Below are 13,434 nucleotides of genomic sequence, written 5' to 3'. Positions count from 1 at the left end.
GGTCAAGCGCCGTCCACGCGGGCGTCTATGACTTGCCCTGATAGGTCGGAGATGAGGATGTCCAGCGAGGTCTGCGCGACCACGAGCGGAGAGGCTCCGGTATTCAGGCAGTTGACCCGGATGCCGTCGGCGGCCCATTCGCGGGCCAGTGCCCGGGTAAGCCCGGCGACGGCCGCCGCGCCCGACTCGTGCAGGGCGCCGGAGCCGGGCGGGACCTGCAGCAGCAGGCTGCCGCGCAGGTGCGGCCGGGCGGCCCGGGCGAGGTTGAGCGCGCCCAGGTGGCCGGCGCCGACCACGTCGGCGACGGTCTCGCCGCTCGCCCGCACCAGGTCGCCGGCGTGGCCCGCGCCCGCCACCAGCACCACGTGGTCGGCTCCGCCCACGTCGCCGAGCGCCTTGGCCACCGAGTCGAAGTCCTCCACGCGCACGCCGTCGGCGCGGGTCAGGACGCGTACCGCGGCGCCGTGCCGGGCGGCCTCCCGCGCGAGCTCGCCGTCGCCCAGCAGGACGACCACCTGCCCGGCCAGCGCCGCCCTGTCGCCCGCCGGGACGGGCCTGGGCAGCCGGAAGAGCAGGTCCGCGATGTGCAGGTCGGCCGGGTGGGTCACCTTGATGTTGCGCTCGCTGCCCTGGACCAGGTGGATCGGCACCTCGGGCAGGTACCTCAGCACCACCCCGCAGTCGTCGGTGGCGGGCAGCCCGGCGAAGCCGGGATCGGCCATCGCCCGCTCGTACGCCCGCCTGATCACCGAGAGCCGGAAGCACTGCGGGGTCTGGCTGCGCCGCAGCCGCGACCGGTCGAGCACCTCGCCGATCGCCCCCTCGGGCGTCGCCACCAGGACCGTGTCGGAGCTCGGGATCGCCACGTTGACGGCCTCGTGGGTCTCCAGCGCCCTGACACACTCCGTGATGATCCGGGGCTCCAGGAGGGGGCGTACAGCGTCGTGCAACAGCACGTTGCACTCCTCCGCCCCGAGCGCCGCCAGCGCCCGCCACGTGCTCTCCGTACGGCTGGAGCCGCCTTCGACCACCTTGCTGACCTTGCGGTATCCGCCCCGGGCCACGATCTCGCGCACCCGGTCGGCGTACCCGGGCGTCATCAGCACCACGATCTCGTCGATCTCGGGCGCGGCCTCGAACACCGCCAGCGAATGCTCGATGATCGTCCTGCCCGCGACCTCGATGAGCTGCTTGGGCGTGCCGAGCCCGACCCGCTGTCCCACCCCGCCCGCGAGGAGCACTCCGACCGACCGTAGCCGTGAATCCATACCGGCAGCGTAACGGTGCTGTTCCGTGATATCGCGTTGACCTGTCGCTACGCTGTGTCTACGCACCCCCGAGACCGTGTGCTCCACCCCGACCGGGAGGAGACCTGAGCTTTGCCCGACTCATTGACCCGCGAAGGCACGACCACGTCGGTCCTGCTGCTCGCCACGACACCCGCGTGCAGGCTGCACAGCGGCGACGGCACGCTGCTCGACCGCCTCGGCGACCAGCTCGCCACGCTGCCCGTGCGCGAGGTCCAGGTGCTGAGCGCCGCCGGCGGCCTGGCCGCCGACCTGCGCGGCGTCGCCAAGATCGCGCGCACGGCGACCGGCGCCGTGGCCGTGCTGCCCGGCGACCTGGTGCTGCACACCGAGGCGCTGGCCGTGCTGCTGGAGCACCCGGCGCGCAGCACCGCCGCGCTGATCTCGCACGACGCCACCGCCGGGCCGCTGCGCCCGTCCGTACGCGTGGAGGGCGGCCGGGTCGTCGCGTCGGGCAGCTCCTTCCACCTCGTCCCCGAGGCGAACGCCACGTTCAGGGGCGTGCTCCAGACGGGTGAGTCCGACCTGGCCTCGCTCGCCGACATCGCCGAGGAGCTGGCGGAGCTGGCCGACGCCGGCAAGCTCGGCCCCGTCACACCCGTCGAGGCGGTGGACCTGCTGCTGGTCGGGCTGGTCAGGTCGGGCGTGACCGTGCGCGCGTCGGGCATCGGGCAACTCCACGCCGATCGGGTGACCGGCCAGAACGCCGCCGACGCCGCCCTGGCGAGGCTGGCCGAGGTGGACGAGGCCAAGGTCAGGCTCGACGCCTCCGTGAAGGAGGACGACGGCTTCTTCGCCACGTTCTTCGTCTCCTCCTGGACCCGCCACCTGATCAAGCCCTGCGTGCGGCTCAAGCTCACCCCCAACACGGTGACCGGCATCTCGGCCGGGCTGGCCCTGCTGGCGGCCGTCTGGTTCTCGGCGGGCACCCAGGGCGGGCGGCTGGCCGGGGCGGTGCTGCTGTTGCTGTCGTTCGCGCTCGACTGCCTCGACGGGCAGCTGGCCCGCTACACGCGCACCTTCTCCCCGCTGGGGGCCTGGGCCGACGGCATGTCCGACCGGCTCAAGGAGTACGCCGTCTACGTGGGCCTCGCCTTCGGCGCCGCCGCCGGAGACCTCTGGCACCTGGCCGTGGCCGCGATGGTGCTGCAGGTCGTCAGGCACGCCATCGACTACACCTACGCGGGCGCCGTCGCCGACGCCGCCCGCGTCGGCGCCATGTGGGGCAGGCCCGCGCGCTCGCTGCTGGAGTCGCAGGACGTCCGCCGCGCGCCCGGCGGCGTGCTCAGGCTCGCCCAGCGCCTCGAACGCGACACGATCGCCCGCTACCTGAAGAAGATGATCGTGCTGCCCATCGGGGAGCGCATGGCGCTGATCGCCGTCACCGCCGCGCTCTGGGACGCCCGGGTCACGTTCCTGGCGCTGCTCGGCTGGGGCGGCGTGGCGGCGCTCTACCAGCTCGCCGGACGGATCGCGAGGTCGGCAAGGTGATTTCGGTCCACATGACACCCGTTCCCAGCAGCACGGTCGTGGCCTACCGCGACGACGGGCCCCTCTCGCGCGCCATGGGGCTGCTCGTGGCCGGGCAGCTCCCGCCGCTGCCGCCGGTGATCGCCGGCACGTTCGTCACCGGCGTGCTGCTGCTGCTCGGCGTGGCGGGGACCGACGGGCTGGCCGTGTTCGCGCCCGCCGTCACGCTGCTGCTGGCGGGGCCGGGAAGCACGCATCCCCACGACGGCAGGTTCGACTGGCTCGTGCCGCCGATCCTGCGGCTCATCGAGTACACCTTCGTCGCCGCCGTCGGGTTCGCCCACGAGGTGCACCCCCTGGTGATCTTCGCGCTGCTCGCCGCGCTGGCGTTTCACCATTACGATCTGGTCTACCGGTTGCGCCAGCGCGTCTACCCGCCGCCGTGGCTGGCCACCCTGGGGCTCGGCTGGGACGGGCGGATGATGGTGGTCTCGCTGGTCGCGCTGTCGGGCTGGCTGACCGGGGGTTACGCGCTTCTCGCGATTTACCTGTGGGGGCTGTTCGGCTGGGAGAGCCTGACGTGCTGGCTCGCCGCGCCCCGATCCGGGGTGGAAGCGACCGATATGGGAACGCAAGACTAACGCCGGATTACCCGCACGGGGCCCAAAGACGAATACTCTTTGGGCCATCGGAGTCATGCTCGACTGAGGAGTGCACGTTGCTGGGAATGGTTCTGGCCGCTGGGGCCGGACGACGCCTGCGGCCGTACACCGACACGCTGCCCAAGGCGCTCGTGCCGGTCGACGGCGAGACCACGATCATGGACATCTCGCTGCGGAATCTCGCCGAGGTGGGCCTGAGGGACGTCGTGGTCGTCGTCGGTTACGCGGCGCAGGCCGTACACGAGCGCAAGGACGCCCTTGAGGAGCGCCACGGCGTCAAGCTCACCCTCGTGCACAACGACAAGGCCGAGGAGTGGAACAACGCCTACTCCCTGTGGTGCGCGCGCGACTACTTCGCCCAGGGCGCGCTCCTGGTCAACGGCGACACCGTGCACCCGGTCTCGATCGAGAAGACGCTGCTGGCCGCGCCCGCGACCAGCGACATCCTGCTCGCCGTCGACAACGTCAAGACGCTGGCCGACGAGGAGATGAAGGTCACGCTCTCGCCGGAGGGCGCGCTGCGCCGCATCACCAAGCTGATGGACCCGGCGCAGGCGTACGGCGAGTACATCGGCGCCACGCTCATCAGGCCGGCCGCGGCCGACCGGCTGGCCGACGCGCTCAAGACCACGTTCGAGCGCGACCCGCAGCTCTACTACGAGGACGGTTACCAGGAGATGGTCGACCGCGGCGAGCTGATCCACGCCGCGCCCATCGGAGAGGTCGACTGGGTCGAGGTGGACAACCACGACGACCTGGCCAAGGCCCGCGCCATAGCCGTTCACTACTGAGGGGGCGCGGATGCCGCTTCTAGCGAGGATGTTGCCGGCGCCGCTGACCATGGACGTCAGGCGCGGCGCGGTCGCCCAGCTCGGCGCCCTGCTGGCCGACAGCCGCGTGGCGACCTCCGGCAGGATCGCGGTGGCCGTCGGCATGGGCCAGGGCGACCACATCGAGAGCCTCATCGCGCCCACGCTGGGTGACGCCGAGGTGTTCAGGGTGGCCGACGGGTCGGTCGACGCGGCCGTCTCGCTCGGCGCCGACCTGCGCAAGGCCGCCTACGAGGTGGTCGTCGGCGTGGGCGGCGGCAAGACGATCGACGTGACCAAGTACGCCGCCTCGCTGGCCGGCATCCCCATGGTCGCGGTGGCCACCAACCTCTCCCACGACGGCATCTGCTCGCCCACCGCCTCCCTCGTCTACGAGGGGGGCAAGGGCTCGTTCGGCGTGCCGATGCCGCTGGCCATCCTGGTCGACCTCGACTTCGTGCACAACGCGCCGGAGTCGCTGGTGCGGGCGGGCGTGGGCGACGTGGTGAGCAACCTGTCGGCCATCGAGGACTGGCAGCTCGGCAACGTCGAGCGCGGCGAGCCGATCGACGGGCTGGCCTGCTCGATGTCCCGCACCGCCGCCGAGGCGCTCGTGGGGCGCACCGACTCCATCGAGTCCGACGCGTTCCTGACCGTGCTGGCCGAGTCGCTGATCCTGTCCGGCATGTCGATGGTCGTCGCGGGCTCTTCCCGGCCCGCGAGCGGTGGAGATCATGAGATCCTTCATGCCGTGGATCAGCTCTTTCCCGGCACCTCCAACCACGGCGAGCTCGCCGGCATCGGCGCCGCCTTCTGCTTCTTCCTCAGGCAGGACGACGCCCGCGTCAAACAGGTCGTCGACTGCCTGCGCCGGCACGAGCTGCCCGTCGTCCCGGGCGACATCGGGCTGAGCGCCGAGCAGTTCGCCGAGGTCGTCGCGCTGGCCCCGGCCACCCGCCCCGGCCGTTACACGATCCTGGAGCACCTGCGCATGCAGGACTCGGAGATCCGCGATCGGGTGGGGGACTATGTCCGGGCCTTCGGTAGCTGAGCTGCGCCAGGTGGCCCAGCCGCCCGGCCACCTGGAGCGCAGGAACGGCGAGCACTGGGCGGGCGTGCTCTACATGCGCCGCCTGTCCATCTACGTCACCTGGATGTTCGCCAAGACCTCCGTCACGCCCAACCAGCTCACCTGGGTGATGACCGTGGCGGGGGTCGCGGCCGGCTTCGTGCTGGCCCTGCCGGGGCTCTGGGCGGCGGTGCTGGCCGCCCTGCTGATCCAGGTCTACCTGCTGCTCGACTGCTCCGACGGCGAGCTGGCCCGCTGGACGGGCAAGACGTCGCCGGCCGGCGTCTACCTCGACCGGGTGGGCGCGTACTTCGCCGAGGCCGCGGTGCTGGCCGGGCTGGGCTGGCGGGCCTCGGCCGTGCTGCCCGACTGGTACACCGTGTTCGGCTTCGCCGCCGCGCTCGGGGCCATCCTCATCAAGGCCGAGAGCGACCTGGTGGAGGTGGCCAGGGCCAAGGGCGGGCTCGCGGCCGCGAGCGAGGCGGCGGCCGTGCAGTTCCGCTCCGGGCTGCTGGGGCTGGGGCGGCGGGTGCTGGCGGCGACGAAGTTCCACCGGATCGTGCAGCCGATCGAGCTGTCCATGCTCGCGGTGGTGACCGCGGTGATCGACCTGATCATCGGCGATCTGACGGCGACGCGGGTGCTGGTCGTGGCCTGTCTGGCCGCCGCTGCGCTGCAGACCGTGCTGCACCTGATCAGCATCATGGCGTCGAGGCGACTCGCTTGATGTCGAGCCTGGAACCGAGGGGGCTTCCCGTCCGTCGTATTGATCGGACGTCCGCCGTTCGGTGGGGGTTCATCGTCGGTTCCGATACGCTTAGCTTCACCATTCCCAGACCATGCAGACCAGCAGACTCGGTGATCATGAAAGAATGCTCCGCCCGTGCTCTCAACGCGTCAGGACAGTGATTCGTTGAAGATCTCGTGCGTCATCCTCACCATGGGCAACCGGGTCGCGGAGCTGAACCGGGCGGTCGAGTCCGCGCTGAACCAGGTCGACGGCGACGTCGAGGTGGTGATCGTAGGCAACGGTGCCGACGTGCCCCAGGTGTCGGCGACGCCACCCGAGGGTTCGGCCGCGATCGTGAAAGCGATCCGGCTCGAACAGAACACGGGCATCCCCGCCGGCCGTAACCGGGGCGTCGAGGAGTGCTCGGGAGACGTCGTGCTGTTCCTCGACGACGACGGCTGGTACGCCAACCCGAAGGTCGTCTCGCACGTACGCGACCGCTTCGCCACCGAGCCCGACCTGGCCGTGATCTCCTTCCGGATCATGGACCCTGACGGGAGCGGCAGCCAGCGCCGCCACGTCCCGCGCCTGCGCGCGGGCGACCCGCAGCGCTCCAGCCCGGTCACCACGTTCCTGGGCGGCGCCTCGGCGATCAGGCGCTCGGCCTTCCTCCAGGTGGGCGGCCTGCCCGAGCGCTTCTTCTACGCGCACGAGGAGACCGACCTGGCCTGGCGGCTGCTCGGCGAGGGCTACCGGATCGAGTACGACGCCGAGACGGTGATGTACCACCCGCAGGTGCCGCCGACCAGGCACGCCCAGTTCCACCGGCTCAACGCCCGCAACCGGGTCTGGCTGGCGCGGCGCAACCTGCCGTGGCCGCTGGCGGTGCTCTACCTGACCAACTGGGTGGTGCTCACCGTGATCCGCGAGCGCGGCGCCTCGGGGGCGCTCAAGGCGTGGTTCTCCGGCTTCTTCGAGGGGCTGCGCAGCCCGGCGGGCGAGCGCCGTCCCATGGCCTGGCGCACGGCGTGGCGGATGGTCAAGCTCGGCCGGCCCCCGATCGTCTAGACCTGCTGGGCCTCGCCGAAGCTCATCTCCGCGTGGGAGATCGTGGTGGCGAAGATCGCCCGCTTGGGCAGCCCCAGCTCGCTCAGCTCCTTGGCGATGGGATGGTTGCCCAGGCGGATCAGCGCGCCGCCGGGCCGGACCCTGGCGCCCTTGGCGCGTACGGACCAGGCGACGCGCCGCGTCACCCCGTCACGGTGTGTGTAGGCGTCGAGCGGGGCCATCGCGCCCGCGCCCGGCACGGGCAGGCCGGGTTTGATCAGCATGTCGAGCACGAGCCGCCCGTCCTTGCGCAGGATGCACCTCTTGTACGGCGACGCCAGGCGCAGCTCGATGTCGGCCAGCTCCTTCGGAAAGCCCCACAGGGTGCGCCCGGCCTCCAGCGTGAACTCCTGGTCCACGGGTAGCCAGTGCACGAACACGCCGGCCTGCCGCAGCTCCGCGGGCCCCATGGCCCCGGACGAGCCGGGCGGGCGCACGAGGAAGGCCATGCCGAACTCGTGGTAGGTGTCGAGGTCGCCGTCGCGGTAGTCGACGAACACGAGCATGCAGACGGCCTTGCCGGGCAGCACCTCGGCGACGTCCAGCCCTGAGTACGCGATCACCGCCCTGGCGGCGTCGGCACGCACCGGGTAGAGGGCACTGCACACCTCCGCGTCCCTCACCCGCACGGGCATGCCCACCGTCCGGCCCTGGATCAGATGCGATGCCATAGGTCCCAGTACATCAACCCGGAAGCCGTGTGACCATTCCCGCCCCGGTGGCGTCTAGGTGTGATGTGACCATCGAAAGAGCACGGGGGGCGTCATCATCGAGGACTTGTACCGCGAGCACTGGCCGCTCGTGTGCGGGTTCCTCCTGCGCAGGACGCGTGACCCCCACCTCGCGGAGGACCTGGCGCAGGAGACGTTCGTCAAGGCGACCAGGGCCCTGCTGGGCTGGCGCGGCGAGAACCCGGCCGCCTGGCTGCTCACGATCGCGCGCAACGTCCTCATCGACCACGTCCGCCGCGCCCGCCGCGAGCTGCCCCTGCCCGAGCCGGACGAGCTGGGCGCGCCCGGGTTCCACGTGGACTCCCTGGAGGTGCGCGACGCCCTGGGGCGGCTGCCCGAGCAGCACCGCAGGCTGCTCACGCTGGTCTACTTCGAGGGCTTCTCGCTGGTGGAGGTGGCCGCGATGACCGGCAGGAAGCACGCCACGATCAAGACCGCCCTCTGGCGGGCCAGGAACGCCTTCGCTGATCTTTACGGAGCTCCCCATGACTGATGACTTTCCGGAAATGCCGGACTTTGACCCGAAGCTCACCCGGAAGGCCGTCCGCCGGGGGCTGGTCAGGACGACGACGAACGTGCTGGCGGTCCTGCTGGCACTCGCGCTGGTGGCCACGATCGGCTCGTCCCTCGTCCAGCAGCGCGGTGACCGGGAGCGGCGCATGACCGACGTGCTGGGCACCGCCTTCAAGCTCTACAACCCGGCCTACAGCGTGGCCGTGAGCGACTGCTGCGAGACCACGCCGCTGTCGATGTCGTTCCAGGTGACCGCCTCCCCGCTGCGGCCCGTAGGAGGCTCCTGGCCGGCGGCGGGCGAGACCTACACCATCAGCCAGGACTTCTTCGGGCGCGTGGGCCGCCTGCCCCTGGGCAGCACCGCCGGCACCAGGCTGTCCGTCTCGCTCTTCAACGTCGGCGGCGCGCTGGCGCCCAAGGAGGAGGTGCGCAAGGTGCTGGCGAGGCTGCCGGACGGGCTCAACGCGCTGTCGGTGGTGGAGTTCGCCGCGCCGCTCAAGGACGCCGAGCTCAAGGCTTTCCTCGAGCAGAACAAGACGTGCGCCGACAAGGTGGTCTACGAGCGCAGGACGAGCTCGCTGCCCATCACCTGGGGCGAGATCACGTGGGATGGCGGCGAGTTCTCCGAGGGCAAGCACGGATGCGGGGTCGGGCTGGACAACTTCCGCACCTGGGTCGGCCTGCTGCGCGAGCACGACGACGCGAACCTGCGCAGCTTCGACCTCACCCTTGACCGGCTGCGCAAGGCGGCACGCGACGGCCTCGCCTACGCCTACGTGGACGAGCTGTCCAGTGTCGAGAGGCTGCGCGAGCTGATCGAGGACCCGCGCGTGCGCACGATCCGCCTGGCGGACGCCACCTTCGACCTCGACCGCCCCTAGACGGCCAGCGCGTGCCTGGCCACCCCGGCCCACGACTCGGCGCGGCGCACGAACGCCTCACAGTGGTCCGGCCAGTGGTGGCGCAGCCGCGCCTCCGCGTGCCCCTGCGTGCCGAGCTTGACCCGCCGCGCCGGGTTCTCCTTCAGATCCAGTACGGCGTTCAGCACCGCGTCCACCTCCAGCGGCACCACCAGCCCGCACCCGGCGCCCTCGACCAGCGAGGCGCCCTGCGGGGTGGTGATCACCGGCAGCCCGCGGCCCATGTAGTCCATGATCTTGGTGGGCGGCGTGGCGACCGTGTCGTCGGCCAGCGACAGGCCTGCGAGCGCCCCCTCGGCCATGCGCAGGGCGTGCCGGTTCGGGACGTACCCGAACCAGTCGAGCAGGCCCACCCGCTGCGCGTCCCGCAGCAGCGGCCGGACCTCGCGGGCGGCGGCGCCGATGAGGTCCAGCCGGACGCCGTGCGGGACCAGGCGCTCGGCCAGCCCGATCAGCTCCGTCACGCCGCGCTCGGCCGACAGCCGGCCGATGTGCACGACCCTGGTGTCGCCAGGAGGGGGAGGACTGGGCGACACCAGGGTCGCCTCGGGGACCACGGAGGGCGTGATCACCCGGTGGCGCCTTCCGGCGCGGGCGAGTTGCCTGGGGGTGACCTGCTCGCGCACGTCCCAGACGACCGGAGGGCGCCTGTAGGGCAGCGCCCGCAGCAGCCGGTGGTCGTGCACGATCAGCAGGTCCGCGTCCCGCACGCCGCGTCTGAGCGCGGTGCGCGCCCGGCCGGGGGAGGCCTGGCGGGCCACGTCGATCGCGGTCAGGCCCATGGCGGGGGTCACGTTGAAGTAGGTGAAAGGCGCGACGTAGGTCACCTCGTGGCCCGCGTCGAGCAGCGCCCGGATCTGCCGGTGCATGATTCGGGCGTCCTCGGGATGATGGACGGTTGTGGCGACACATGCGCGCATGTGTCGATGCTGAGCGCTAACCAGGTCAAAGGCGTTAATGCGGGTAGAACGGCTGCTTAACTTCGAGAGGGGCGACGATAGAGCCAGGTCAGGCGGGGCTCCAGGACCCACTTGAAGACCGTGCGGGTCTCCGGCAGGCACAGGATGATGGCCAGCGCGAAGCAGCTCGCGCTGATCGCCAGCACGCCCAGCGGCCCGTACAGCCACGGCGCCGACAGCCAGCCCATCTCCTTGGCGATCAGCACGGGGATGCCGTGGAGCAGGTAGCAGTAGAGCGTGCGGGTGCCGAGGTCGGTGTACCAGGTCTCCTTCCTGGGCACCAGCGCCAGCACGGCCAGGCACATGGCCAGCGCGCACACGAGCAGCCCGATGCGCAGGCCGAGGCCCATGTACCACGACAGGTCGAGGTCCTGGTAGCTGTTCTTGTAGTAGAACGGGCCCAGCTTGGCCATGGGGGCGATGAAGATGGCCACCCCCGCCGCGCCGACCAGGATGAACCCCGAGACGATCTTGATCCAGCGCCGGTTGAGCATCTCGAAGTGCTCCGGCTGCAGCACCAGGCCGATCACGAAGAACGGCAGCAGGCCGAAGAAGCGGTCCATGCTGAAGTCGCCCGAGATCTGCGAGAACCCGGCGAACAGGTAGATCGCGATGGCCACCGGCACCGGGTACTTCATCCGCTTCCACACGGGTGTGGACAACCGCCAGAACAGCAGCGCCAGCAGGTACCAGTTGAGCCACGCCGGATCGATGATCGTCAGGCTCCACTTCGACCCGAGGGCGGTGCGGAGCGCGGCGTAACCCACCTCGACGATCACGTACGGGACCAGGAACGTGTCGACCAGCTTGTTGGTCTTGGCGTTGGAGTTCCAGAAGTTCCTGGACAGGTAGCCGCTGATCACCACGAACAGCGGCATGTGGAAGACGTAGATGAAGATGTAGGCCGCGCGCGCGGAGTCGGCGGCCAGCGTGGGCACCAGCGAGTGGCCGATCGGCACCAGCGCGATCAGGATGAACTTGACGTTGTCGAGGAACGGGTCGCGCCTGCGCTTGGAGGCCTCCGCCGCCGGCTGCGGCTGCTCCTGGCGCCCCTCGCCCGACTCCGGCCCCTCGGTGATCACCGCCTGGGGCGCGGTGCGCTCACCTGACGCGGCCCCGTGCGGGTCCGTGGACTCGCTCCAGAACGCCTCCTCCGGCAACGGCCAGCGGGCTCCCGTGTTGGCGGGCCCTTGCTCCTCTGGGCTGCGCTTGGGCGTGGCCGATGGGGAGAATCTGGTGTCAGACACGGAAGAGTCGCTCAGCTTCGCTCGGGGCCGGGGAACCGCGACGACTACAGGAGCGGGAAACCCGTACGGGTTGGTGTCGCGCTGCGTCGCCAACCCGCAACAGACTATCCCGCCCTCGCGGGTCCTGTCTCTCGCAGTGGAGCCAAATGCCCGGTTCCACAGGGAACTTGGAGCCTCAGGTGCACACGTTCTTCTGCTCCGAGGCGGTGATGGTGCTGTTGTTGACGCTGTCGGGCAGCTTGGTCACCTTGACCGACTCGAAGTCCTCGCCGACCACGAGCTGGATGATCGGGGTGCCCTTCGTGGCGGCTCCCGCCGTGGCGGCGGTCGCCGACGTGTACGGCTGCGGGTTGGTCGCCGGCACCTTGCCCGAGGCGGCCTGTGGCTTGGGCAGCACGGAACCGCCCAGCGCGACGGCGTGGTCGGCCGCGGTCTCGATCGTCTTGGCGTAGTGGATCTCGCTCTTGGCCAGGCTCGCCCCGCCGGGCGCCTCGTAGTTGCCCACCCCGACGACGTTGAAGCCCTGCTTGGCCAGCTCGTCGGCCACCTCGCGAGCCCTGCCCACGGTCTTGGTGCCGTTGAGCACCTGCACGCGCACCTGCTCGGGCTTGACCTTCTCCTTGGGCTTGGTGCTCGCGCTCGTGCTCGGCTCCGGCGTCGTGACCTCGGTGTCGGTCTTGATCGAGGTGAACAGCTCGGTGGCGTCCGGCTCCTTCCAGACCACGCGGTTCGGGTCCTGCGGGTCGGCGCCCCAGGGCACCGTGGTGAACTTGACGCCGTTGGCCGTCATCGCCCTGGCGCTCATCGCGATCTGGATGAGCTGCTCGGTGTCGTTGGCCAGCTCGGGGTCCATGGTGACCGAGCCCGCCGCGGCGGCGACGAAGTCGCGCAGCCGGCCGACGTCGGTGAGCAGCTCGCTGCTGGTGGCCTTGGACACGACCTTGCTCAGGAAGATCTGCTGGCGCTTGATGCGCTGGATGTCGCTGCCGTCGCCGTACTTGCGCAGGCGCACGTAACCCAGCGCCTTCTCGCCGTTGAGCAGGCTCTTGCCGGCCGGCAGCACCAGCTTGGAGGCCTTGTCGTTGACGGCCGTGCGCAGGCAGATCTCGATGCCGCCCAAGGCGTCGACGATGCTCTTGAACCCGCTGAAGTCCACCTCGACGTAGTGGTTCACGCGGATGCCGGTGAGGGTCTCGATCGTGGAGATCGTGCAGGCGATGCCGCCCGCGTTGTACGCCGAGTTGATCATGTCCCGGCGCGGGGCCATCTCCTGCTTGGTGGTCTCGTTCTTGCACCGGGGGATCTGCACCATCGAGTCCCGCGGGAAGCTCACCAGGCGGGCCTTGTCGCGGTTGGGCGAGATGTGCATGAGGATGATCGTGTCGGTGCGCTTGCCGCCCGCGTCGGCCTGCCGGGCGAGCTCCTGGCCGTACCTCGCGTTGCCCTGGCCTGCGCGCGTGTCGGAGCCGACGAGCAGCACGTTGAGTGCGCCGGTCTCGGGGGGCCGCGGGTTGATGATGTCTTCCTTGACGCTCTTCTGGTTGATGTTGCCGAAGGCGTCGCGGTAGGTCGTGTACGCGGTCAGCGCGCCCGCGACCATGACCGTGGTCAGGCCGATGCTGACCCAGGCCAGCACGCGCATCTTGGTCTGGCCGCCGGAGCCGCCGTCGGAGCGGTGGCTGCGCGGGGGCCGGTCGTCGGGCGGCGGAGGCGGCGCGGCGGCCGCCTGCCGGCGGGCCATCCGGCTGCCGGGTTGCGTGACGGCGTTACGGCGGTCCTGCACGGAATCGACTACCGGCACGATCCTGTAGTCACTCATACGCCCCCTAGCCCCACTCCTTGCGCCGCCGGATTGGTCGCTCCGCGCCACGAGACTAGGTCACGTACGGCGTGCCCCGAGCCATGATCGC

At 70.6% G+C, this 13,434-nt stretch carries 13 protein-coding genes; 8 read left to right on the top strand and 5 right to left on the bottom strand.

Annotation, left to right across the window (positions count from 1 at the left end):
* Positions 1 to 2: 2 nt before the first annotated feature.
* Complete coding sequence (gene ispD / locus HD597_RS43960) at positions 3 to 1,268, bottom strand: 2-C-methyl-D-erythritol 4-phosphate cytidylyltransferase (RefSeq protein ID WP_253751785.1); 1,266 nt, start codon at positions 1,266 to 1,268, stop codon at positions 3 to 5.
* A gap of 111 nt (positions 1,269 to 1,379) precedes the next feature.
* Between ispD and HD597_RS43955 the strand changes: the two genes are divergently transcribed.
* From HD597_RS43955 to HD597_RS43930, 6 genes are all read left to right on the top strand, one after another.
* Positions 1,380 to 2,798, top strand: coding sequence for a CDP-alcohol phosphatidyltransferase family protein (locus HD597_RS43955; protein WP_253751782.1), 1,419 nt, complete (start codon positions 1,380 to 1,382; stop codon positions 2,796 to 2,798).
* Positions 2,799 to 2,809: 11 nt separating this feature from the next.
* Positions 2,810 to 3,418 carry a DUF5941 domain-containing protein gene (locus tag HD597_RS43950; RefSeq protein WP_253751779.1) on the top strand — a complete coding sequence of 203 codons (609 nt, stop codon included), beginning with the start codon at positions 2,810 to 2,812 and terminating at the stop codon, positions 3,416 to 3,418.
* Positions 3,419 to 3,495: 77 nt separating this feature from the next.
* Entirely contained in the window at positions 3,496 to 4,230 is a 735-nt protein-coding gene (locus tag HD597_RS43945) for a phosphocholine cytidylyltransferase family protein (RefSeq protein ID WP_253751776.1), read from the top strand.
* Positions 4,231 to 4,258: 28 nt separating this feature from the next.
* Entirely contained in the window at positions 4,259 to 5,299 is a 1,041-nt protein-coding gene (locus HD597_RS43940) for an iron-containing alcohol dehydrogenase family protein (RefSeq protein WP_253759721.1), read from the top strand.
* Entirely contained in the window at positions 5,277 to 6,044 is a 768-nt protein-coding gene (locus HD597_RS43935) for a CDP-alcohol phosphatidyltransferase family protein (protein WP_253751774.1), read from the top strand. The genes HD597_RS43940 and HD597_RS43935 overlap by 23 nt, the downstream gene beginning before the upstream one ends.
* A gap of 186 nt (positions 6,045 to 6,230) precedes the next feature.
* Positions 6,231 to 7,115: a glycosyltransferase family 2 protein gene (locus HD597_RS43930; protein ID WP_253751771.1), complete on the top strand. Its 885-nt coding sequence runs from the start codon at positions 6,231 to 6,233 to the stop codon at positions 7,113 to 7,115.
* Here the strand turns inward: HD597_RS43930 and HD597_RS43925 are convergent.
* Positions 7,112 to 7,825 (bottom strand): acetoacetate decarboxylase family protein, encoded by a 714-nt coding sequence (locus HD597_RS43925; RefSeq protein ID WP_253751768.1) that lies wholly within the window; start codon positions 7,823 to 7,825, stop codon positions 7,112 to 7,114. The genes HD597_RS43930 and HD597_RS43925 overlap by 4 nt on opposite strands.
* Before the next feature lie 106 nt (positions 7,826 to 7,931).
* Between HD597_RS43925 and HD597_RS43920 the strand changes: the two genes are divergently transcribed.
* Entirely contained in the window at positions 7,932 to 8,378 is a 447-nt protein-coding gene (locus tag HD597_RS43920) for an RNA polymerase sigma factor (protein WP_253751765.1), read from the top strand.
* Positions 8,371 to 9,279 carry a hypothetical protein gene (locus tag HD597_RS43915; protein WP_253751762.1) on the top strand — a complete coding sequence of 303 codons (909 nt, stop codon included), beginning with the start codon at positions 8,371 to 8,373 and terminating at the stop codon, positions 9,277 to 9,279. The genes HD597_RS43920 and HD597_RS43915 overlap by 8 nt, the downstream gene beginning before the upstream one ends.
* Here the strand turns inward: HD597_RS43915 and HD597_RS43910 are convergent.
* The 3 genes from HD597_RS43910 to HD597_RS43900 form a co-directional block, all read right to left on the bottom strand.
* Complete coding sequence (locus HD597_RS43910; RefSeq protein WP_253751759.1) at positions 9,276 to 10,187, bottom strand: glycosyltransferase; 912 nt, start codon at positions 10,185 to 10,187, stop codon at positions 9,276 to 9,278. The two genes, HD597_RS43915 and HD597_RS43910, sit on opposite strands and share 4 nt — an antisense overlap.
* Positions 10,188 to 10,294: 107 nt before the next feature.
* On the bottom strand, positions 10,295 to 11,524 hold the full coding sequence (locus HD597_RS43905; RefSeq protein WP_253751756.1) for an acyltransferase family protein: 1,230 nt from the start codon (positions 11,522 to 11,524) through the stop codon (positions 10,295 to 10,297).
* Between the two features lie 175 nt (positions 11,525 to 11,699).
* Complete coding sequence (locus HD597_RS43900) at positions 11,700 to 13,343, bottom strand: LCP family protein (RefSeq protein WP_253751752.1); 1,644 nt, start codon at positions 13,341 to 13,343, stop codon at positions 11,700 to 11,702.
* Positions 13,344 to 13,434: the final 91 nt, after the last annotated feature.

Origin of the sequence: Nonomuraea thailandensis (assembly GCF_024172165.1) — a bacterium.
GTDB classification, from domain to species: domain Bacteria; phylum Actinomycetota; class Actinomycetes; order Streptosporangiales; family Streptosporangiaceae; genus Nonomuraea; species Nonomuraea thailandensis.
Note: the sequence above shows the minus strand (reverse complement) of the source record. Positions and strands in the feature narration are given on the sequence as shown.

What these genes read in the sequence shown, in the direction of transcription:
- HD597_RS43940 (WP_253759721.1), top strand. Translation starts at nt 4,259, where the DNA reads ATGTTGCCGGCGCCGCTGACCATGGACGTCAGGCGCGGCGCGGTCGCC.
- HD597_RS43935 (WP_253751774.1), top strand. Translation starts at nt 5,277, where the DNA reads ATGTCCGGGCCTTCGGTAGCTGAGCTGCGCCAGGTGGCCCAGCCGCCC.
- HD597_RS43900 (WP_253751752.1), bottom strand. Translation starts at nt 13,343, where the DNA reads ATGAGTGACTACAGGATCGTGCCGGTAGTCGATTCCGTGCAGGACCGC.
- HD597_RS43915 (WP_253751762.1), top strand. Translation starts at nt 8,371, where the DNA reads ATGACTGATGACTTTCCGGAAATGCCGGACTTTGACCCGAAGCTCACC.
- HD597_RS43925 (WP_253751768.1), bottom strand. Translation starts at nt 7,825, where the DNA reads ATGGCATCGCATCTGATCCAGGGCCGGACGGTGGGCATGCCCGTGCGG.
- HD597_RS43910 (WP_253751759.1), bottom strand. Translation starts at nt 10,187, where the DNA reads ATGCACCGGCAGATCCGGGCGCTGCTCGACGCGGGCCACGAGGTGACC.
- ispD (WP_253751785.1), bottom strand. Translation starts at nt 1,268, where the DNA reads ATGGATTCACGGCTACGGTCGGTCGGAGTGCTCCTCGCGGGCGGGGTG.
- HD597_RS43950 (WP_253751779.1), top strand. Translation starts at nt 2,810, where the DNA reads ATGACACCCGTTCCCAGCAGCACGGTCGTGGCCTACCGCGACGACGGG.